Origin of the sequence: Neorhizobium galegae, assembly GCF_017877055.1 — a bacterium.
GTDB lineage: Bacteria > Pseudomonadota > Alphaproteobacteria > Rhizobiales > Rhizobiaceae > Neorhizobium > Neorhizobium galegae_D.
Window position 1 is genome coordinate 1,555,657 of the sequence record NZ_JAGIPG010000001.1, and the last position, 22,074, is coordinate 1,577,730.

At 61.5% G+C, this 22,074-nt stretch carries 16 protein-coding genes; 6 read left to right on the plus strand and 10 right to left on the minus strand.

Annotated features, from left to right (window positions below; genetic code table 11):
- Positions 1 to 29 precede the first annotated feature (29 nt).
- On the plus strand, positions 30 to 1,856 hold the full coding sequence (glmS, locus tag J2857_RS07235) for a glutamine--fructose-6-phosphate transaminase (isomerizing) (RefSeq protein ID WP_210009387.1): 1,827 nt from the start codon (positions 30 to 32) through the stop codon (positions 1,854 to 1,856).
- A gap of 92 nt (positions 1,857 to 1,948) precedes the next feature.
- Positions 1,949 to 2,644 carry a DUF502 domain-containing protein gene (locus J2857_RS07240; RefSeq protein ID WP_210009388.1) on the plus strand — a complete coding sequence of 232 codons (696 nt, stop codon included), beginning with the start codon at positions 1,949 to 1,951 and terminating at the stop codon, positions 2,642 to 2,644.
- Here J2857_RS07240 and recG read toward each other — a convergent pair.
- Positions 2,641 to 4,746, minus strand: a complete 2,106-nt coding sequence (gene recG / locus J2857_RS07245; RefSeq protein WP_210009389.1) for an ATP-dependent DNA helicase RecG — start codon at positions 4,744 to 4,746, stop codon at positions 2,641 to 2,643. The two genes, J2857_RS07240 and recG, sit on opposite strands and share 4 nt — an antisense overlap.
- 90 nt (positions 4,747 to 4,836) lie before the next feature.
- Here recG and J2857_RS07250 point away from each other — a divergent pair, with 90 nt between their 5' ends.
- Both J2857_RS07250 and mfd read left to right on the plus strand, forming a co-directional pair.
- Positions 4,837 to 5,166: a succinate dehydrogenase assembly factor 2 gene (locus J2857_RS07250; RefSeq protein ID WP_210009390.1), complete on the plus strand. Its 330-nt coding sequence runs from the start codon at positions 4,837 to 4,839 to the stop codon at positions 5,164 to 5,166.
- Positions 5,167 to 5,177: 11 nt separating this feature from the next.
- Positions 5,178 to 8,684: a transcription-repair coupling factor gene (gene mfd, locus J2857_RS07255; RefSeq protein WP_210009391.1), complete on the plus strand. Its 3,507-nt coding sequence runs from the start codon at positions 5,178 to 5,180 to the stop codon at positions 8,682 to 8,684.
- A gap of 12 nt (positions 8,685 to 8,696) precedes the next feature.
- On the opposite strand, the gene J2857_RS07260 is transcribed toward mfd, so the two are convergent.
- Genes J2857_RS07260 through J2857_RS07270 form a run of 3 tightly spaced genes read right to left on the minus strand, consistent with a single transcriptional unit; the run spans position 8,697 to position 12,162 of the window.
- On the minus strand, positions 8,697 to 9,623 hold the full coding sequence (locus J2857_RS07260) for a DMT family transporter (RefSeq protein WP_210009392.1): 927 nt from the start codon (positions 9,621 to 9,623) through the stop codon (positions 8,697 to 8,699).
- 15 nt (positions 9,624 to 9,638) lie between these two features.
- Positions 9,639 to 10,310, minus strand: coding sequence for a DsbA family oxidoreductase (locus tag J2857_RS07265; protein WP_210009394.1), 672 nt, complete (start codon positions 10,308 to 10,310; stop codon positions 9,639 to 9,641).
- A 37-nt stretch (positions 10,311 to 10,347) separates the two neighbouring features.
- Entirely contained in the window at positions 10,348 to 12,162 is a 1,815-nt protein-coding gene (locus tag J2857_RS07270) for an extracellular solute-binding protein (protein WP_210009396.1), read from the minus strand.
- A 276-nt stretch (positions 12,163 to 12,438) separates the two neighbouring features.
- Between J2857_RS07270 and J2857_RS07275 the strand changes: the two genes are divergently transcribed.
- Positions 12,439 to 13,086 carry an invasion associated locus B family protein gene (locus J2857_RS07275; RefSeq protein WP_210009398.1) on the plus strand — a complete coding sequence of 216 codons (648 nt, stop codon included), beginning with the start codon at positions 12,439 to 12,441 and terminating at the stop codon, positions 13,084 to 13,086.
- Between the two features lie 117 nt (positions 13,087 to 13,203).
- Here the strand turns inward: J2857_RS07275 and hspQ are convergent, their stop codons facing one another.
- From hspQ to J2857_RS07295, 4 genes are all read right to left on the minus strand, one after another.
- Positions 13,204 to 13,533 (minus strand): heat shock protein HspQ, encoded by a 330-nt coding sequence (hspQ, locus tag J2857_RS07280; RefSeq protein ID WP_038586840.1) that lies wholly within the window; start codon positions 13,531 to 13,533, stop codon positions 13,204 to 13,206.
- Positions 13,534 to 13,627: 94 nt separating this feature from the next.
- On the minus strand, positions 13,628 to 14,551 hold the full coding sequence (locus J2857_RS07285) for a DMT family transporter (RefSeq protein ID WP_210009400.1): 924 nt from the start codon (positions 14,549 to 14,551) through the stop codon (positions 13,628 to 13,630).
- A gap of 99 nt (positions 14,552 to 14,650) precedes the next feature.
- Complete coding sequence (gene glnA / locus J2857_RS07290) at positions 14,651 to 16,060, minus strand: type I glutamate--ammonia ligase (protein WP_210009402.1); 1,410 nt, start codon at positions 16,058 to 16,060, stop codon at positions 14,651 to 14,653.
- Between the two features lie 79 nt (positions 16,061 to 16,139).
- Positions 16,140 to 16,478, minus strand: coding sequence for a P-II family nitrogen regulator (locus tag J2857_RS07295; protein ID WP_038542987.1), 339 nt, complete (start codon positions 16,476 to 16,478; stop codon positions 16,140 to 16,142).
- 344 nt (positions 16,479 to 16,822) lie between these two features.
- Between J2857_RS07295 and J2857_RS07300 the strand changes: the two genes are divergently transcribed.
- A complete protein-coding gene (locus J2857_RS07300) occupies positions 16,823 to 18,304 on the plus strand; it encodes an NAD(P)H-hydrate dehydratase (protein WP_210009404.1) in 1,482 nt (493 codons plus the stop codon).
- Here J2857_RS07300 and J2857_RS07305 read toward each other — a convergent pair.
- Together J2857_RS07305 and uvrA are read right to left on the minus strand one after the other, a co-directional pair.
- Complete coding sequence (locus J2857_RS07305; RefSeq protein WP_210009405.1) at positions 18,301 to 19,113, minus strand: DUF72 domain-containing protein; 813 nt, start codon at positions 19,111 to 19,113, stop codon at positions 18,301 to 18,303. The genes J2857_RS07300 and J2857_RS07305 overlap by 4 nt on opposite strands.
- A 24-nt stretch (positions 19,114 to 19,137) precedes the next feature.
- Entirely contained in the window at positions 19,138 to 22,059 is a 2,922-nt protein-coding gene (uvrA, locus tag J2857_RS07310; protein WP_210009406.1) for an excinuclease ABC subunit UvrA, read from the minus strand.
- Between the last annotated feature and the right edge of the window lie 15 nt (positions 22,060 to 22,074).

A 22,074-nucleotide genomic window follows, 5' to 3' on the forward strand; every position in this document is an offset into this window, starting at 1 on the left:
CGGGTTTCACGAAGCGGAAAGGGTCGTTCATGTGCGGGATTGTAGGGATCGTCGGAAATTCGCCGGTGGCGGCGCGTCTGGTCGATGCGTTGCGAAGGCTCGAATACCGCGGCTATGATTCCGCCGGCGTAGCGACCATCCACGAGGGCCGCATGGATCGCCGCCGCGCTGAGGGCAAGCTCTTCAATCTCGAAAAGAGGCTCGACGCGGAGCCGCTGCCGGGCACGATCGGCATCGCCCACACCCGCTGGGCGACCCACGGGGTTCCGAACGAGACCAATGCCCATCCGCATTTCGTCGACGGCGTCGCCGTCGTCCATAACGGCATCATCGAGAACTTTTCCGAGCTGAAGGACGAACTACTGGCCGAAGGCGCCGTCTTCGAAAGCCAGACGGATACGGAAGTCGTCGCGCACCTGCTTGCCAAATATACCCGCCAGGGCCTCGACCACCGCGCCGCCATGCTGGCGACGCTGAACCGCGTTTCCGGCGCCTATGCGCTGGTGGTGATGTTTAAGGACGATCCGGGTACGATCATGGCCGCCCGTTTCGGGCCGCCGCTGGCGATCGGCCACGGCCACGGCGAAATGTTCCTGGGGTCCGATGCCATTGCGCTGTCGCCGTTCACCAACGAGATCACCTATCTCGTCGACGGCGACTGCGCCGTCATGACCCACAAGGGCGCCGAGATCATCGACTATGACGGCAAGCCGGTGAAGCGGCAGAGCCAGATTTCCCAGGTCTCGGCCTTCATGGTCGACAAGGGCAACCATCGCCATTTCATGGAGAAAGAGATCTACGAGCAGCCGGAGATCATCTCCCATGCGCTCAGCCACTACATCGACTTCGCCGATCACACGGTAAAGGCGAACGACACGGCGATCGATTTCGGCAAGGTCTCGGGCCTGGCGATCGCCGCCTGCGGCACGGCCTATCTGTCCGGCCTGGTCGGCAAATACTGGTTCGAGCGTTACGCCCGCCTGCCGGTCGAGATCGACGTCGCCTCCGAATTCCGCTACCGCGAACTGCCACTGTCGCCAACCCAGGCGGCGTTGTTCATCTCCCAGTCCGGCGAGACGGCCGATACGCTGGCATCGCTGCGTTACTGCAAGGACAACGGCCTCAAGATCGGCGCGGTGGTCAACGTCAAGGAATCGACCATTGCCCGCGAATCGGACGCGATCTTCCCGATCCTCGCCGGTCCGGAAATCGGCGTCGCCTCCACCAAGGCCTTCACCTGCCAGCTTGCGGTTCTCGCCGCGCTTGCAATCGGCGCCGGCCGTGCCCGCGGCACGGTGACGGCGGGCGACGAGAAGGCGATGGTCAGGCACCTCGCCGAAATGCCGCGGATCATGAGCCGGGTGCTGAACGACATCCAACCGCAGATCGAGGCTTTGTCGCGCGAGCTGTCGCGCTTCAAGGACGTGCTCTACCTCGGCCGCGGCACCAGTTTTCCGCTTGCCATGGAAGGCGCGCTGAAGCTCAAGGAGATTTCCTACATCCACGCGGAAGGTTATGCCGCCGGCGAACTGAAGCATGGGCCGATCGCGCTGATCGACGAGCATATGCCGGTGATCGTCATCGCACCGCATGACCGCTTCTTCGAAAAGACCGTTTCCAACATGCAGGAAGTGGCGGCGCGCGGCGGCAAGATCATCTTCATCACCGACGAGAAGGGTGCGGCGGCGTCCAAGCTTCCCACCATGGCGACGATCGCGCTGCCGAATGTCGACGAGATCATCGCGCCGATGATCTTCTCGCTGCCGATCCAGCTTCTTGCCTATCATACGGCGGTGTTCATGGGGACTGATGTCGATCAGCCGCGTAATCTGGCGAAATCCGTCACGGTGGAGTGATATCCACCGGCTTTTCCTTGCATCGCAACATCGCATCCGTCATTGTCGCAACAGATGATTGCGACAATGCTTAGGGTATGCAGGGAAACAGAATGAGCGACAGTCCAGAGCGAATATCGCTGGCCGGCCGTCTCAGGAACAACTTCCTAACCGGCCTGATCATCTGCGCCCCGCTTGCCATCACCATCTGGCTCACCTTCACCTTCATCGACTGGGCGGATAGCTGGGTCACGCCCTATATTCCGCAGCGCTACGACCCCCAATATTACTTCAACATCACCATTCCCGGCACCGGCCTGCTGATCGCGGTGGTGTTCATCACCATCATCGGCTTTCTCGGCAAGAACCTGATCGGCCGCTCGATCGTCAAGTTCGGTGAATCGATCCTGCACCGGATGCCGCTGATCCGCAGCATTTATAAGAGCATCAAGCAGATCTTCGAGACGGTGCTGAAGGAACAATCGACCTCCTTCAAGAAATGCGGGCTGATCGAGTTTCCGAGCCCCGGAATGTGGGCGCTGGTGTTCATTTCCGGCGACGCGCAGGGAGAGATCGCCGCAAAGCTCAATGCGGACGGTGAGGAAATGGTTGGTGTCTTCCTGCCCCCGACGCCGGTTCCGACAGCGGGTTTCCTGATGTTCGTGCCGAAGAGCAAGATCGTCATGCTCGACATGACGCCGGAAGAGGGCGCCAAGCTTTTGATTTCGGGCGGCCTGATCGCACCGGACTACAAGCCCGTCCCGGGCGCGCCGACCGCCATCCTGCCAGCTCCGAAAATGCAGGCCTAGCCGGCTCTCAGGAACCGGATCGCCTCGTCGCGGCGGTGCAGATAAAGCAGCACGCGCATGTTCTGGCCGCGTTCGCTGGTGAGTTCTGGATCCCGTTCCAGCAGATAGGCGGCATCCTTGCGGGCGATCTCCAGCAGATCCGCATGCGCCTCCAGGCTGGCGATCCGGAAACCTGGTGTGCCGGACTGGCGGGTGCCGAGCAGTTCGCCTTCGCCGCGCAGTTTCAGATCTTCTTCGGCAATCAGGAATCCGTCCTCGCTGTCGCGCAGGATCGAAAGCCGCGCCCGGCCGGTTTCGCTGAGCGGTCCCTTGTAGAGCAGGATGCAGGTCGAGGCCTCGTCGCCGCGCCCTACACGGCCGCGCAACTGGTGCAGTTGGGCAAGCCCGAATCGCTCCGCATGTTCGATCACCATGATCGTCGCATCCGGCACATCGACGCCCACTTCGACGACGGTGGTGGCGACCAGCAGCCGGATTTCGCCGGCCTTGAAGGCGCCCATCACGGCGTCCTTCTCCGGCCCGCTCATCCGTCCGTGGATCAAGCCGACATCACGGCCGAGCTCCCTGGCGAGAACCGCATAACGTTCTTCCGCCGACATCAGGTCGGAGGCATCCGATTCCTCGACGAGCGGGCAGATCCAGTAGGCTTTTTTTCCTTCGCTGATCGCGCCCCTGAGCCGGGCGACGATATCGCCGATCCGTTCGGTCGGGATAGTGACGGTCTGGATCGGCTTGCGGCCGGCCGGTTTTTCCGTGAGCTTCGAGACGTCCATGTCACCGAAGGCGGCGAGTACCAGCGTGCGGGGAATGGGCGTTGCGGTCATCACCAGCATATGCGGGGAAATTCCCTTGGCCGTCAGCCGAAGGCGTTGATGCACGCCGAACCGATGCTGTTCGTCCACCACCGCGAGCATCAAATTATGATAGTTGATCGCATCTTGAAAAAGCGCGTGGGTTCCGATGATGATCTGCGCTTCGCCCGAGGCGATTCGATCGATGATCTGATCCCGCTCGCGTCCTTTGGTGCGGCCGGTCAGCACCTCGACCGTCACTCCTGCCGCACCGGCCAACTTCGAGATCGTCGCAAAATGCTGGCGCGCGAGGATTTCGGTCGGGGCCATCAGCACTGCCTGGCCCCCGGCCTCGACGGCCGCGGACATGGCAAGCAGTGCCACCAGCGTCTTGCCGGCGCCAACATCGCCCTGCAGCAGCCGCAGCATGCGGTCCTCGGCGGCCATGTCCTTGATGACGTCCTCGACGGCCGCTTTCTGGCTCGGCGTCAGTGAGAAGGGGAGGTTGGCGATGATCTTTGCGGCAAGATCGCCCTTCACCCGGATCGGCTGGCCCGGAACCTTGCGCACCTTCTGGCGCACCAGCGACAGGGACACCTGGCCGGCGAGGAATTCGTCATAGGCGAGCCGGCGGCGGGCAGGGGACTGCGGATCGATATCCGCCGCATCGCGCGGGTCGTGCAATCCGCGAAAGGCCTCTGCCACGGACGGGAACCCCTGGCGCAAGGTCAACGCCTCGTCGGCCCATTCCGGCAGGTCCGGCAGGCGTGCCACGGCACCCTCGATCGCCTTGCGCAGCACTTTCGGCGTCAGGCCGGCCGTCATCGGATAGACCGGCTCTACCAGGGGCAGGTTTTCGGCTTCGGAGGATTTTACGATGAAATCCGGATGCACCATCGAGGGCCGGCCGTTGAACCAGTCGACCTTGCCGCTGACCATGACCATCTCATCGACAGGCAGTGACTTTTCCAGCCAATTGCCTTTCGCACGGAAGAAAGTGAGCGCCAGTTCCCCCGTGTCGTCATGCAGGAAGACGCGATAGGGCATGTTGGATTTGCCAGGCGGCGGCGGCTGATGCCGATCGACCCTGCCTTCGATCGTCACGATCGCTCCTTGCGGCGCAAGCGCGATGCCCGGCCGGTTGCGCCGGTCGATCAGAGACGAGGGCGCATGGAAGAGCAGATCGACAACGCGGCAGTCGTCAGGGTCCTCGCGGCCGGTGACGCGGGCGATCAGTTCGGCGAGCTTCGGCCCGACACCGGCAAGCGATGCGACGGGCGAGAACAGCGGATCGAGTATGGCGGGACGCATGGCGCGCAAAATGCGATGGATTTTGCCCATTTGGCAAGGTGACGGGGGCGGAAAAGCGTCCTATATGAACGGCAAAACAAGGACACCGCCATGACAGGACTATCCCGCACCAGCGCGGATCTCGACCCGCGCCGCCGGCGCATCCTCTATCGCTGCTGGCATCGCGGCATAAGGGAGATGGACCTGGTTTTCGGCAGCTTTGCGGAAGCCGAGATCGCCAACCTTGGCGAAGCGGAACTCGACGAGTTCGAGGCGATCATGGGCGAGGACGATCACGACCTGCATGCCTGGATCACCGGTGCGCAGACCTTGCCGGAAAACCGCAATACGCCGCTTTTCGCGCGCGTCGCTGCCTATACCCCGGATTTCGATCCCGTTACCAAAGCTTCCCTGGAAGCAAGGCTCGGGCACAAGATATGAATTCTGGCCCGATGATTCCCGGATTCGACGCGAAGAAGATTGCCGCGGCGCAAAGCCCGCTGACCATAGGCAACGTGCCGCCAGGCATGGAGCCGCTGATCCTGGCCGAGATCGCTCGTGCCGGCCAGGCGGTCGCCTATGTCATGTCGGACGGCCAGCGCATGCTCGATCTGGAGCAGATGCTCTCCTTCGTGGCGCCGGAAATCCCGGTCCTGACGCTGCCGGCCTGGGACTGTCTTCCTTACGACCGCGTCTCTCCGAGCGCCGATGTCTCGGCCCGCAGACTGGCCGCCCTTTCCGGCCTGATCTCGCATGCCAGGAAGCCGCATTCGGCGATCGTTCTCGTCACCGTCAATGCGATGCTGCAGAAGATCGCTCCCGCCGAGATCATTGAAAGCCTGGCATTCTCGGCCAAGCCCGGTAACCAGATCCGCATGGATGACATTGCTGCCCGGCTGGAGCGCAACGGTTTCGAGCGTGTCGCGACCGTGCGCGAAGTCGGCGAATTCGCGGTACGCGGCGGCATTCTCGATGTCTTCGTGCCGGGTACGGAAGAGCCGGTGCGCCTGGATTTCTTCGGCGACACGCTGGAATCGATCCGTTCGTTCGATCCGGCCAGCCAGCGCACCACCGGCCAGGCGCGCGCCCTCGATCTCAATCCGATGAGCGAGGTGACGCTGACGCCGGATACGATCAGCCGCTTCCGCAAGAATTACCTGTCGCTGTTCGGCGCCGCGACCCGCGACGACACGCTCTATCAGGCGGTCTCGGAAGGCCGCCGTTATCCCGGCATGGAACACTGGCTGCCGCTGTTCTACGACGGGCTCGAAACCGCTTTCGATTACCTCAAGGGTTTCCGGGTCGTCACCGACCATACGGCGCGCGAGGCGGCGAACGAACGCTCGAAGCTGGTCACCGATTATTACGAAGCACGGCGCGATTCTGGCGCCCAGGGCAAGGGAGCCGCCGCACAGGCCGCTCCCTACAAGCCCGTCGCACCGGGCCAGCTTTATCTCAACGGCAAGGCGTTTGCCGGAGCGCTCGATGCGGTCAATGCGCTGCGCCTGACGCCCTTCAACGAGATGGATGCAGACGGTCGCCGGGTGGTGACTTTGGATGCGCATGCCGGTCCGCGCTGGGCGAAAAACCAGACGGAGGAAAAGGATCGCGACGAACGCGTCAACGTCTTCGACCTCGTCGTCAAGCATATCGCCGACAAGCGCGCCGAAGGCATCAAGGTTCTCGTCACCGGATGGTCAGCCGGTTCGCTCGACCGTCTTTTGCAGGTGCTGGACGAGCGTGGCTTGAAGCGTATCCGCCAGATCGACAAGCTCGCCGATCTGGACAAGCTTGAACAGGGTGAGGCGGCCTCCGCCGTGCTCAGCCTCGAAGCCGGTTTCGAGACGGACAGGATCGCCGTCATCGGCGAACAGGACATCCTGGGCGACCGCATGGTCCGCCGCGGCAAGCGCCGCAAGCGTGGGGCGGACTTCCTGACCGAAGTCGCTGGCCTCGACGAAGGTTCGCTGGTCGTCCATGCCGAGCACGGAATCGGCCGGTTCGTCGGCCTGGTGACGATCGAGGCCGCCGGCGCGCCGCGCGCCTGCCTGGAACTGCATTACGCCGATCAGGCAAAACTCTTCCTGCCGGTCGAAAACATCGATCTCCTGTCGCGCTACGGCTCGGATGCGGCGGAAGCTCAGCTCGACAAGCTCGGCGGCGGCGCCTGGCAGGCCCGCAAGGCCAAGCTCAAGAAGCGGCTGCTCGACATGGCGGACGCGCTGATCCGTATCGCCGCGACCCGCATCACCCGCCGTGCGCCGGTGCTCACTACGCCGGAAGGTCTATACGACGAATTCGCCGCCCGTTTCCCCTATGACGAGACCGAGGACCAGGCGAACGCCATCGATTCCGTGCGCGACGATCTCGGCGCCGGCCGGCCGATGGATCGCCTCGTTTGCGGCGATGTCGGTTTCGGCAAGACGGAAGTGGCGCTACGCGCCGCCTTCTTCGCGGCGATGAACGGCGCACAGGTCGCGGTCGTCGTGCCGACCACGCTTCTCTCGCGCCAGCATTTCAAGACGTTTCGCGAGCGTTTTCGCGGCTTGCCGATCAAGGTTGAGCAGGCGTCGCGGCTGGTGCCCGCCAAGGAACTCGCCCAGACCAAGAAGGACCTCGCCGACGGCAAGGTCGATATCGTCGTCGGCACGCACGCACTGCTCGGCGCCGGGATCCAGTTCGCCAATCTCGGCCTGCTGATCATCGACGAGGAGCAGCATTTCGGCGTCAAGCACAAGGAGCGGCTGAAGGAGCTGAAGAGCGACGTGCATGTGCTAACGCTGTCGGCGACGCCGATCCCGCGCACGCTGCAACTTGCGATGACGGGAGTTCGCGAACTGTCGCTGATCACTACGCCGCCGGTCGACCGCATGGCGGTGCGCACCTTCATCTCGCCCTTCGATCCGCTGGTCATCCGCGAAACGCTGATGCGCGAGCATTATCGCGGCGGCCAGAGCTTTTATGTCTGCCCGCGGCTCGCGGACCTGCCGGAAATCCAGGCTTTTCTCCAGTCTGATGTACCCGAGTTGAAGGTCGCGGTCGCCCATGGCCAGATGGCGGCGGGCGAGCTCGAAGACATCATGAATGCCTTCTACGACGGCAAATATGATGTGCTTCTGTCGACCACCATCGTCGAATCCGGCCTCGACGTGCCGACCGCCAACACGCTGATCGTCCACCGCGCCGACATGTTCGGCCTGGCTCAGCTCTATCAGCTCCGAGGGCGTGTCGGCCGTTCCAAGGTGCGCGCCTTCGCGCTCTTCACGCTGCCGGTCAACAAGCAGCTGACGACCACCGCCGAGCGCCGCCTGAAGGTGCTGCAGTCGCTCGACACGCTCGGCGCCGGTTTCCAGCTCGCCAGCCACGACCTCGACATCCGCGGCGCGGGCAATCTCTTGGGCGAGGAACAGTCCGGCCATATCAAGGAAGTCGGTTTCGAACTCTACCAGCAGATGTTGGAGGAGGCCGTGGCGGAAGTGAAGGGCGACGACGAAATCACCGATACCGGCTGGTCGCCGCAGATTTCCGTCGGCATCACCGTGATGATCCCGGAGACCTACGTGCCCGACCTGCATCTGCGCATGGGCCTCTACCGCCGTCTCGGCGAACTCACGGAGCTGCCGGAGATTGATGGTTTCGGTGCGGAAATGGTCGATCGTTTCGGGCCGATGCCGACCGAGGTGCAGAACCTGTTGAAGGTGGTCTACATCAAGTCGCTGTGCCGCAAGGCCAATGTCGAGAAGCTCGACGCCGGCCCGAAGGGGATCGTCGTCACCTTCCGCGACAAGCAGTTCCCGAACCCGGCCAATCTCGTCGGTTATATCGCCAAGCAGGGAACGCTCGCGAAGATCCGCCCGGACCACAGCGTATTCCTGACACGCGACCTGCCGTCGCCCGAAAAGCGGCTGTCTGCCGCGGCCCAGGTGATGACCCAGTTCGCCGAACTGGCAAAGACATAGTCAACTATCGGATTACGCTTCCGGCTTTGTAACGCCAGCGGCCTGCGGATCGGTCGCCACGGACGCGGGCAGGGGCACGTCGCGTGCCCGCTCGCGGGCCAGCGTCAGAAGGCCGGAACCAATGATCAGCACGATACCGATCAGCATCGGCAGGTCGATCTTGTCGCCGAAGATGAGATAGCCGAACAGGATCGCCCAGAGCATCTGGCTGTATTGGGTTGGCCCGATCACGGCGGCGGGCGCATGGTTGGCCGCATACATCAGCCAGACGGTGGCCAGCGCTCCAAGCAGGCCGTAGCCTGCAAGCATGGCCCATTGCGGCAGAGTCGGCCAGCGGAAGTCCGGGATCATCAGCACGCCGAGGATCACGATAACACCAAGGACGCCGGCGCCGTAAAGCGAGATGTTCTTCTCCGAAGGTCCGATGGCGCGGTAGACGATGATGGAGATCGCCCCGGAAAGCCCCGCAAACACCGCGCCGACATGCCCGACCGAAAGCTCGCGGAACCCCGGGCGCAATATCACCAGAACGCCGATGAAGCCGATGATCACGGCACTCCAGCGCCGGATGCCGACCGTCTCCTTGAGGAACAGCACCGACATGATCGTCACGAAGGAAGGCAGCAGGAAGATCAGCGCGAAGGCTTCCGCCATCGACAGATAGGTGAAGGCCGCAACACTGCCGATCGTCCCCGTCGCGGCCGAGAAGAAGCGGAGGACCCATAGTGGCCGGTTGGTGCTTCTCACTACGTCGAGCCAGCTGTCCCCCGGCTTCATGAGATAAGGAAAGGCGGCGAGCATGAAGACGGCGCCAAAAAAGCCCATCTCATAGGGCGTCAGCGCGCCCTCGATCATCTTGACGCTGGCATCGCTCCAGGAGTAGGCGGCAAAGGAGGCGAAGGCGAGAAGAACGCCTTTCAGGGTCTGGTCGGTACGCACGCGGTCTGTCCGTTCTCAGATCATGCCCTTGCGGGCTTCCGCCTTCAGCTTGGCGATCTCCCGCAGCGCATTGGCAAACACATCCGGCGTCTGGGCGCCGCTCACCGCGTACTGCCCGTCGATGATGAAGAACGGCACGCCGGTCACACCCATCTTCCGTGCGGCGTCGATCTCTTCGAGAACCGTGTCCTTGTCGGCGTCGCTCGAAAGAAGATTTTCGATGACCTTGCGGTCGAGGCCGGATTTTTCGGCGATATCGGCCAGCACGACATGGTCGCCGACATTGCGGCCTTCTTCGAAATTCGCCTTGAACAGCGCGTTCGCAACCTTGTCCTGGATCTCGCGGCTTTCCACGATCGCCCAATGCAGAAGGCGATGCGCATCGAGCGTATTGGGACCGATCTTGATCGCCTCGAAATTATACTTGATGCCGACTTCTTCGCCGAGTTTCTTCAGCATGTCGTGGGCGCGTTCGACAGCGACCTTGCCGCCGAGTTTTGCCGCAAGGTCGGCCTGGTGATCGACGCCTTCGGGCGGATGGTCCGGATTGAGCCGGTAGGGACGCCAGTTGATATCGACGCCGATCTCGTCCTGAACCTCCGCGATTGCCAGTTCCATCCGCGCCTTGCCGAGATAGCACCACGGGCAGACGATATCCGAAACGATGTCGATGGTTACGCGCTCCATGGCGGCGTCCTTTCCTCGGTAACCGAAAGAGACTGGATTATTGCGCGCTGTTATCCCACCAGGTGTTGAGCTGATAGCCGTAAAGCGGCAGTTTCTCCGGATAACCGATATGCTTGCGACGCGCCACCCATTGATCGGGGATATGATAAAGCGGCACGAGATAGTGACCGGAAATCAGCATCCGGTCGTAAGCCCGCACCGCAGCCTCGAAATCCTCCTTGCTGCGAACCGTCAGCATGGTCTCGATCAGCTTGTCGAGATCGGGATCCGCAGTGCCGGCAAAATTGAAACTGCCGTCGCGATTGCGGGAAGCGGATCCCCAGCGTCCGATCTGTTCGATGCCGGGCGACAGTGACGCCGGATAGGATTTGACGATCATGTCGTAGTCGAAATTGCCGGAGCGGGCTTGGTATTGCGCATCGTCGACGGTGCGGATCGACATGTCGATACCGATCATCTTCAGCGTCCGCTGATAGGCGATCGCGAGCTTTTCCTGGTCTTGGCTCTGGGTCATGACCTCGAAGGTCAGCGGTCGGCCGGACGCGTCCGACATCCTGCCGTTCTTGATCGCATAACCGCCCTTCTTGAGAAGATCGACAGCATCGCGCAGCACTTTGCGATCTGCACCGGAAGCGTCGGTCTTCGGCAGATGATAACTGCCGTTGAGCACCGCCGGCTCGATCCTATCCTTGATGGTCCCGAGGATCCTGAGCTCCCGCTCGTCCGCCGGCTTGCCGAGCGAGGAGAGGGGCGAGTTCTGCCAGAAGCTTTCCGTGCGGGTATAGGCGCCCTCGAAAAGGTTCTTGTTGGCCCATTCGAAATCGAATGCGAGCGACAGGCCGGCGCGCACGTTCACGTCGGCGAAGATCGAACGTCTCGTGTTGAACACGAAACCGAGCATGCCGGTCGGCAGCTGCGGCTTGAACGCATCCTTGATCACGTCACCGTTCTGGACCGCCGGGAAATCATAGGCCCGCGCCCAATGCGTCGGGCTGCCGTCGGGATAGATGTCGATTGCGCCCTTCTTGAAGGCTTCGAACAACGTGTTGTCCTGCAGGAAATATTCGACGCTGATCTGATCGTAATTGTCGAACCCCACCTTGGCGGGGATATCCTTGCCCCAATATTCCGGATTTCGTTCATAAACGATGCGTTCTCCGGGCGAAATGGATTTAATCCGGTAAGGACCGGAGCCGACCGGCGGCTTCAGCGTCGACTGATCGAAGGTGGCCGGATCGGTCGCGTGTTTCGGCAGGATCGGGGTGCCGGTGGCGAGAATCAGCGGAAATTCCCGGTCGGCCTTTTCGTTGAAGGTCAGACGGACGCCGCGTTCGCCGACCTTCTCCATTTTCGCGACGGGCGCCAGTCGGGACGAGAACGGAATGCGGGCCTTGTCGCGCAACAGTTCAAACGAAAAGATCACGTCATCCGGGGTAACCGGTTGGCCATCCGACCATTTGGCCTTCGGATTGAGATTGAACTGGATGAACGACCGGTCGTCATTCCATTCGACGCTCTCGGCCAGCAGCCCATAAAGCGTGAACGCCTCGTCGCTGGAACGCGTCATCAGCGATTCGAAGATAAGATTGCCGAAGGCCGGGTCCCAGATGCCGCGCGCCGAGGTGCGCATGCTTTTCAGGATGAACGGATTGAGGCTGTCGAACGTGCCGACGACGCCATAGGTTATTCGCCCGCCCTTCTTCACATCCGGGTTCACGTAAGGGAAATGCTTGTAGTCGGGGCCAAGCGCCGGGCTGCCGTGCATGGCTATCCCGTGGACCGGTTCGGCCAGGGCCGGGGTGCCGATGAGAAGCGCGGCGATGAGGGGAAGAAAGCGTCGCATGGGACCCATGGCGGTGAAATCCTCGCTGATTCGCCTGCAAAATAGCGCATGCCATCAGGCCCACCAACCACCGCCATGTGCAAAAGAGTGATCGCCGACGTTAACTCCTTGTCAAAAAATACGAAAGAGGGACTGGATATCGATGTCTGCCCGATGTAACAGGTTGGCCACACGGGCGGGTCATTCAATTGCCTCATTTGACCGACAGGTCACAGGCAGTAGGATACCCCGAGGGAGTTGACGGCGTCTGCCGTACCCAGCGGATTTCAGGAGACGGATCTCGTTATGATGCTTAAGGCAACCCAATTTCTGCGGACGGCGATGTCCGCTCTCGCTCTTTCGGCCGGCGCGATGGCGCTGCCGGTTGCAGCCCTTGCACAGGATGCTCCGGCCGCGGCCGCTCCTGGTGCGCCCCCGCTCGGCTGGTTCAAGACCTGCACCAAGCAGGACGACAGCGATCTCTGCGTCGTACAGAACATCATTGCCGCCCAGAACGGCCAGCTCATCACCGCCGTTGGCCTGATCACCGTCGAAGGCAAGGTCAACCGCAAGATCATGCAGGTTTCGGTACCGACCGCACGCCTGGTGCCGCCCGGCATCGTCATGCAGATCGATGGCGGCAAGGGCCAGAAGCTCGATTACATCGTTTGCCTTCCGGACAAGTGCACCGCCGAAGTGCCGCTGACGGACGCCATGATCGCCAGCCTCAAGAAGGGCGGCGAGGTGGTCTTCACCTCGATCAACTTCCGCCGCGCTCCGAACCCGATCAAGGTCCCGCTGACCGGCTTCACCGGCGTATTCGACGGTCCGGCCATGCCGCAGGAACAGATCGCTCAGAGCCAGCGCAGCCTCGAAGAAGGCATGCAGCGCAAGGCGGAAGAGACCCGCAAGAAGCTGGAAGACGCGCAGAACTCTGCAAAGCAAGGCCAGTAAGTTCCAGTCGGAACCAAGCAGCTTAAAGCCCGGCCATGCGCCGGGCTTTCTGATTCCGGACATGAAAAAAGCGCCGGCAGAATGCCGACGCCTTTTCCGGGGTTTTGCGAATTCGGGTTAGTGGGCCAATATGATCTTGGGCTTCAACTGACCGGATGGGCCGCGATCGAAGATCTGGTAGACCTGCGGATTGCGCAGCGGAGCATCGTTTTCGTCATGTTCCAGGTTCTGTTCCGAAACATAGGCGACATACTCCGTCTCGTCATTCTCCGCGAGGAGATGATAGAAGGGCTGGTCCTTGTTCGGCCGGATTTCTGCGGGAATGGAATTCCACCATTCGTCCGTATTGGCGAATTCCGGATCCACATCGAACACGACGCCCCGGAACGGAAAGACCTTGTGGCGGACCACTTCTCCGATGGTAAATTTAGCGTTGCGTTGTTTCATGGTGCGATGTCCTTTCGCATCCTAATGTGGGAATAAAATTCTCCGACATCAAGAGATTAATGCAGACGGGGCCGCTTCGTTCCGCGGGATAGACTTAAGGCTTAGTAAGCCTTCGCGGGCGGGTCGTCGCGAGAACTATGCCGCCGAGTACCAGAACGATGCCGACCGCGTGATATGTTTCAAAAGTCTCGCCGAGGAATATCACCGCCATGACGATAGAGACCGGCGGCATCATGTAAAGCGTCACCCCCGCCGTCGCCGGACCGAATATCCGCACCGTATGCTGAAAGCAGAAGAACGCTGCAAGCGAGGCAAACAGGATGATGCCGGCAATCTTCGACCATGCTGAAACCGTCGTCGGCAGCAGCCCGCCATGGAAGAGTTCCCAGAGCGCCGGGGGCAGGAGGAGGAGCGACCCGGAAAAACCGATCAGCGCGAACAGCGTGAATGGCCGGATCGCCTGGGCCGCCGGACGGCGCAGCAGGAGCGAATAGATCGCAAAGGCAATCGCCGCCACGAGCATGCCGAGGTCGCCGACATTGAAATTCATGTGCGCCAAGGCGCCGACATCGCCACGCAGCACGATCGCCGCCACGCCGGCGAATGCGACCGCCATGCCCAAAAGCTCCCGACCGCCGATCCGGCGGCCGGAAAACTGCCATTCGAAAAGGATGATGAACAGCGATGAGGTCGTGTAGATCAGCGTCGCATTCGATGCCGTCGTCAGGGTCAGCGCCCAGTAAACGAAGCCGCCGCTGATGCCGATGCTCAGGAAACCCAGCCACAGCCAGAGCCAGGTATGCCGGCGCACAAAGGTCCAGGCAGCCGTCCAGTCGAGATACAGCAGCGGCACGATGATCAGCGTTGCTCCGGCCCAGCGAATGAAGGCGGTGATGAACGGTCCGATCTCGCCGATCACGCCGCGCCCGAAGATCAGGTTGCTGGAAAAGAACACGGGCACAAGCGCGAAAATCACCCAGTCGATCGGGCGGGGTCTTGGAGAATCGGGAGAGGTCAATCGGCACACCGGCAATGGAGGCGCAAGCCACAAGGCTCGGCGGAACGGAAAACGGCGGGCTTGCGGCCCGCCGTCTCCAAGTTGGAGGCGCTGAACGGATCAGGCCGAATAGTACATGTCGAACTCGACCGGATGGGGCGTCATTTCGAAGCGCATGACTTCCACCATCTTGAGTTCGATATAGGCGTCGATCTGGTCGTCGTCGAAGACGCCGCCGGCGGTCAGGAACTTGCGGTCGCGGTCGAGGTTTTCGAGCGCTTCGCGCAAGGAGCCGCAGACGGTCGGGATCTTCTTCAGTTCCTTTGGCGGCAGGTCGTAGAGGTCCTTGTCCATGGCTTTGCCGGGATGGATCTTGTTCTTGATGCCGTCGAGGCCGGCCATCAGCATGGCGGCGAAGGCAAGATAGGGGTTTGCCAGCGGGTCCGGGAAGCGGACTTCGACGCGCTTCGACTTCGGACCGGTACCGAAGGGAATGCGGCACGAAGCCGAGCGGTTGCGAGCCGAGTAAGCGAGCAGAACCGGCGCTTCATAACCCGGGACGAGACGCTTGTAGGAATTCGTCGTCGGGTTGGTGAAGGCGTTGATCGCCTTGGCATGCTTGATGATGCCGCCGATATAGAAGAGGCAGCTCTCGGAAAGGCCGGCATATTCGTCGCCGGCGAAGGTGGGCTTGCCGTCCTTCCAGATCGACTGGTGCACGTGCATGCCCGAGCCGTTGTCGCCGAAGATCGGCTTCGGCATGAAAGTCGCGGTCTTGCCATAGGCATTGGCGACCTGATGCACGACGTATTTGTAGATCTGGATCATGTCGGCGTTGCGTACCAGGGTGTCGAACTTGACGCCGAGCTCGTGCTGGGCGGAAGCCACTTCGTGGTGATGCTTTTCGACGACCACGCCCATTTCGGCGAGCACGGTCAGCATTTCGGAGCGCATGTCCTGCAGGCTGTCGACCGGCGGAACCGGGAAATAGCCGCCCTTGACGCGCGGACGGTGACCGAGGTTGCCGGTCTCGTAGTCCGTGTCGTCGTTCGACGGCAGTTCGGACGAGTCGAGTTTGAAGCCGGTATTGTAAGGATCGGCCTTGTACTTGACGTCGTCGAAGACGAAGAATTCCGGCTCGGGGCCGACAAATACCGTATCGCCGATACCGGATGCCTTCAGATAGGCTTCGGCCTTCTTGGCGGTGCCGCGCGGATCGCGGTTATAGGCTTCGCCCGAAATCGGATCGAGAATGTCGCAAAAGATGACCATGGTCGACTGGGCGAAGAACGGGTCCATGTGGACCGTCGCCGGGTCCGGCATCAGCACCATGTCCGACTCGTTGATGGCCTTCCAGCCGCCGATCGAGGAACCGTCGAACATGACGCCGTCGGCGAACATGTCCTCATCGACCGACGCGATGTCCATGGTGACGTGCTGCAGCTTGCCCTTGGGGTCGGTAAAGCGCAGGTCCACGAACTTGACGTCGTTTTCCTTGATTTGTTTCATGATTTCGCTTGCGCTCGTCATATGACCTCCTCGATGTACGATGACGATGAAACCCCGGCCTTTGGCCCTAGGGCGTTATGGGGGCGTTTATCCGGGGCGTTTAGATGGCGTCCACGCCCGTTTCACCGGTGCGGATGCGGATGACTTCTTCGATGTTGGAGACGAATATCTTGCCGTCTCCGATCCGTCCAGTCTGTGCCGCATTGCGGATGGCTTCAATGACGGCATCCGCGTTCTCGTCCGCCAGGACGACCTCAACTTTGACCTTCGGCAGAAAGTCGACGACGTATTCTGCGCCGCGATAGAGCTCGGTATGGCCCTTCTGGCGGCCGAAACCCTTGGCTTCGGTCACTGTGATCCCCTGCAAGCCGACTTCCTGAAGGGCTTCCTTCACTTCGTCGAGCTTGAAAGGCTTGATGATCGCTTCGATCTTTTTCATGAGAAACTATATCTCCGCTTCTCTCTTGAAGCAGGCCGTTACCCGCTCGCACCTGCCAATGCAGTTATCGTGCCAAACTCAGACGACACTTTCAAAAAAATAATGCGGTTTTGCCCTAATTCCCGACAAAACAGCAGCTTCGGTGACAAAATTGCTTCCGTTTTTCTCACAATTTGTGCGTTGCGGCACAAGAATCGGAGTTTTTTGAAGTTTTTCTGTTAGTTAAGTGTTGTCGAATGTATTGCGGGTGAGGATGTAAATTTAGGCATTTGCATAATTTTTATGCCCATTTGGCGAGCCAGACGACGCTTGTTTTCTGGCCATCTTTCCGCTCAATTGCGCCTATGGATGCTTCGCTTGTCTCATTGCTTCTGACACCCGACGAGATGGCGGGGGCGGACGCCGGCTCTGCCCGATCCGGCATCCCGTCGTTCGATCTAATGGAGCGGGCAGGGCGGGCGGTTGCGGCGGCGGCGCTCCGGCATTTTCCCGGCGCTTTGCGTTTTGTCGTGCTGTGTGGTCCCGGAAACAACGGCGGCGACGGATATGTGGCCGCCTGCGCGCTTGCCGAAGCTGGAGCGGTCGTCGCTGTCCATCATTTCGGCGACCCGCAGAAGCTGACCGGCGATGCCAAGCGGGCGCGAGAACTCTGCTCCCTGCCGACGGAGCCCCTCGATGCCTATCGGCCGCGGGCTGGCGACGTGCTGGTCGATGCCCTATTCGGCGCCGGCCTCACGCGCAACGTGCCCGACATTGTCGCGGATATGATCCGCAGCGTATCCGAGGCGCAGATCCCGGTTGTCGCCGTCGACCTGCCGTCCGGTCTCTGCGGAAGGCGCGGCGTACCGCTCGGCGCCGCCTTTCAGGCCGCCCATACGGTTACCTTCATGACCCGAAAGCCGGGTCACCTGCTGCTGCCGGGCAGGTCGCTCTGCGGTGACGTGGAGGTTTTCGATATCGGCATCCCGGCCCGTATCATCCGCGAGGTTGCGGGGGAGATTAGGGAGAACCGACCGGAATTGTGGCGCAGTCTCCTGGTCGAGCCGGGAAGCGAGACCCACAAATACCGCCGCGGACATCTGGCTGTATTCTCCGGCGAGGCGGGCAAAACCGGGGCGGCTCGGCTTTCGGCGACCGCCGGCTTGAAAGCCGGGGCAGGGCTGGTGACAGTCGGCTCGCCAAGCGATGCCATGCCGGTCAACGCGGCCTCGCTGACCGCGATCATGCTGCATCGGATCGACACGGTGAAAGATCTGAAGAACTGGCTCGATACGGCAAAACTTGCCGCTTTCGTGCTCGGCCCGGGCTTCGGCATCGGCAAGAAAGCAAGGCAATTCGCGCTTGCGCTGAAGGATCGGCCGCTGGTCCTCGACGCCGATGGGATCACCTCCTTCAAGGAAAGGCCTTCGGAACTGTTCGATGCCTTTTCCGGTGGCGAGCCCCATCTGGTGTTGACGCCGCACGAGGGCGAATTTGCCCGCCTGTTTCCCGACATCGCCGCGGATGACAACCTGAGCAAGGTGGAAAAGGCGGTCGCGGTTTCCGCCCGCGCTCACGCCGCCATTGTCTACAAGGGCGCCGATACGGTGATCGCCGGCCCCGACGGACGCGCTTACATCAATACCAACGGACCGCCGTGGCTGGCCACCGCCGGTTCCGGCGACATTCTGGCTGGAATGATCGGCGCGCTGCTCGCCCAGGGCATGCCCGCCTTCGAGGCGGCCGCTGCCGGCGTCTACCTGCATGGAGAAGCCGGAGCGCGCGCGGGCAGGGGCATGACGGCCGAGGACCTCGCCGCCCATGCCGGCATCGGGCTGGACCCCTAGCTTCGGCTTTCCAGGAGTTCGCGCATCGCCATCGCGCCATAGGGCGCGTTCACCTTGCCCTCGTGGATGAAGAAGGCGAAGACGTCGCGCGGCTCCTTCTTGACTTCACGTTTCTCGTCGATCAGCGGCAGGTCGTCCGGCACGTTGCCCTCGGCCCAGGTTTCCAGCCTTTTCGCCCAGGCCTTCATATCCTCTTCCGCATAACAGGTCTTGATATCGTCCGACCCCTTCTGCAGGCGCGCGTAGACGAAATCCGCCGTGACATCCGCGATCATCGGATAGTCGAAATGGTCGGCACAGACGGGCGCGATGTTGTATTTCGAAAGCAGCGCGATGAATTCCGGCACTTTGAACGTGTCGTTGCGGACCTCGACCACATGGGTCAGCTTCAGCCCGTCCAGCTTGTTCGGCAGCAGTTTCAGGAAAGCCTCGAAATCATCCGCTTCGAACTTCTTGGTCGGCGCGAACTGCCAGAGCAGCGGCCCGAGATGATCGCCGAGTTCGGTCAGTCCCTGGGTCAGGAATTTTTCGATAGACTCCCCCGCCTCGGCCAAAACCTTGCGGTTGGTGGTGAACCGGCTTGCCTTTAGCGAAAAGATGAAGCCGTCTGGAACCTCGGATGCCCATTTGGCAAAGGTCTCCGGCTTCTGCGATCCGTAATAGGTGCCGTTGACTTCGATGACTCTAAGCTTGCTGGCGGCATATTCGAGCTGTTTCTTCTTCGCCAGTTTTTCCGGATAGAACGTGCCTTCCCACGGCTCGAAGGTCCAGCCGCCGATGCCCGTGCGAATAGTGCCGGCTTTGGTCATGAATTACCTCCCTTGTGCGCAGGTTCACTCCGCCGCTTCCACCTTCTTCATCGGCCGCCGCTCCAGCAGTTCCTTCAGGAAATGGCCGGTATAGGACCGCTTTTCCTTGACGATCTGCTCGGGCGTACCGGCCGCGATCACTTCGCCGCCGCCGGTGCCGCCTTCCGGGCCGATATCGATGATCCAGTCGGCCGTCTTGATGACCTCGAGATTGTGCTCGATGACCACCACGGAATTGCCCTGGTTCACCAGTTCCTGCAGCATTTCCAGAAGCTTGGCGACGTCATGGAAATGCAGGCCGGTCGTCGGCTCGTCGAGGATATAAAGCGTGCGTCCCGTCGAGCGTTTCGACAGTTCCTTGGCTAGCTTGACGCGCTGCGCCTCGCCACCCGAAAGCGTATTGGCCTGCTGGCCGACCTTGATGTAGCCGAGGCCGACATCGAAAAGCGATTGCAACTTGTCGCGCACCGCCGGCACCGCCGAGAAGAACTCGACGCCTTCCTCGACCGTCATGTCGAGCACGTCGGCGATCGACTTGCCCTTGAAGGTGACGTCGAGCGTCTCGCGATTGTAGCGCTTGCCGTGGCAGACGTCGCAGGTGACGTAGACGTCCGGCAGGAAGTGCATCTCGATCTTGATGACGCCGTCGCCCTGGCAGGCTTCGCAGCGGCCGCCCTTGACGTTGAACGAGAAACGGCCCGGCTGGTAGCCGCGGGCCTTCGCCTCGGGCAGGCCGGCAAACCAGTCGCGGATCGGCGTGAAGGCGCCGGTATAGGTGGCCGGGTTGGAGCGCGGCGTGCGGCCGATCGGCGACTGGTCGATATCGATCACCTTGTCGATATGCTCGAAACCGTCGATCCTGTCGTGCTCGGCCGGGATTTCGCGGGCGCCCATGACGCGGCGCGCGGCGGATTTGTAAAGCGTTTCGATCAGGAAGGTCGACTTGCCGCCGCCGGACACGCCCGTGACGGCGGTGAAGACGCCAAGCGGAATGGCGGCGGTGACATTTTTCAAGTTGTTGCCGCGGGCGCCAAAAACCTTGATCTCCTTGCCCTTCTTCGGCTTGCGGCGCTCCGCCGGTACCGGCACGCCAAGCTCGCCCGACAGATATTTGCCGGTCAGCGATTTCGGATTGGCCATCACCTCGCTGGGCGTGCCTTCGGCCACCACCTGTCCGCCATGGATGCCGGCCGCAGGGCCGATATCGACGACGTAGTCGGCGGTCATGATCGCGTCTTCGTCATGCTCGACGACAATTACCGTATTGCCGATGTCGCGCAGGTGCTTCAGCGTATCGAGCAGGCGGGCATTGTCGCGCTGGTGGAGGCCGATCGACGGCTCGTCGAGCACGTAGAGCACGCCGGTCAGGCCGGAGCCGATCTGCGAGGCAAGCCGGATGCGCTGGCTTTCTCCGCCGGAGAGCGTGCCGGAATTGCGCGACAGGCTGAGATAATCGAGGCCGACATCGTTCAGGAACCGCAGGCGTTCGCGGATCTCTTTCAGAATGCGGACCGCGATCTCGTTCTGCTTGGCGTTCAGCTGTTCCGGCAGCACCTCGAACCAGTCGCGGGCGACACGGATCGACATGTCGGTGACCTGGCCGATATGCAGCTTGTTGATCTTCACCGCGAGGGCTTCAGGCTTCAGGCGAAAACCGTTGCAGGCCGGGCAGGGGGCGGCCGACATGTAGCGTTCGATCTCCTCGCGCGCCCAGGCGCTGTCGGTTTCCTTCCAGCGGCGTTCGAGGTTCGGCACGATGCCTTCGAAATTCTTGACCGTCTTGTAGGAGCGGGCGCCGTCGGCATAGTGGAATTCGATCTTTTCCTCGGTGCCCTCGAGGATGGCTTTCTGCGCCTGCGCGGAAAGCTCGTTCCAGCGGCTGGACAGCTTGAAACCGAAAACCTTGCCCAGTGCTTCGAGCGTCTGATTGTAATAGGGCGAAGTGGATTTCGCCCAAGGGGCAATCGCGCCATCGCGCAGCGTCCGGGCCGGTTCCGGCACGATCAGCGCTTCATCCACCTTCTGCTGCGAGCCGAGACCGTCGCAGGTCGGGCAGGCGCCAAAGGGATTGTTGAACGAAAACAGCCGCGGCTCGATTTCCGAAATGGTGAATCCGGAAACGGGGCAGGCGAACTTTTCAGAGAACAGCACCCGTTCGTGGGTCTCGTTGAGAGACTTGTTCGCAGATCCACCGGCCGAAGTCTCTTCCGGCGGCAGCGGCTTGTCGGCGAACTCGGCGACCGCCAGCCCGTCGGCCAGTTTCAGCGAGGTTTCAAGGCTGTCCGCCAGGCGCGCGGCAATATCGGAGCGGACCACGAGCCGGTCCACGACGATATCGATATCGTGCTTGTATTTCTTGTCGAGCGCCGGAACGTCGGCGATCTCATAGAACTGGCCGTCGACCTTGACGCGCTGGAACCCCTTTTTCATGAGGTCGGCGAGTTCCTTCTTGTACTCGCCTTTACGCCCGCGGATCATCGGCGCCAGAATATAAAGACGCGTGCCTTCCTCGAAGGCGAGGATGCGGTCGACCATCTGGCTGACCGTCTGGCTTTCGATCGGCAGGCCCGTCGCCGGTGAATAAGGCACGCCGACGCGCGCAAAAAGCAGGCGCATATAGTCGTAGATTTCGGTGACCGTTCCGACGGTCGAGCGCGGATTGCGCGACGTCGTCTTCTGCTCGATCGAGATCGCCGGTGAAAGTCCGTCGATCTGGTCGACATCCGGCTTCTGCATCATTTCCAGGAACTGGCGCGCATAGGCCGAAAGACTTTCGACATAACGCCGCTGGCCTTCAGCGTAGATCGTGTCGAAGGCGAGGGACGATTTGCCCGAGCCGGACAGGCCGGTCATGACGATCAGCGAATTGCGGGGCAAATCAAGATCGATGCCCTTCAAATTATGCTCGCGCGCACCACGTATGGAAATGCTCTTCAGTTCGCTCATCTTCATGCTCTCGGG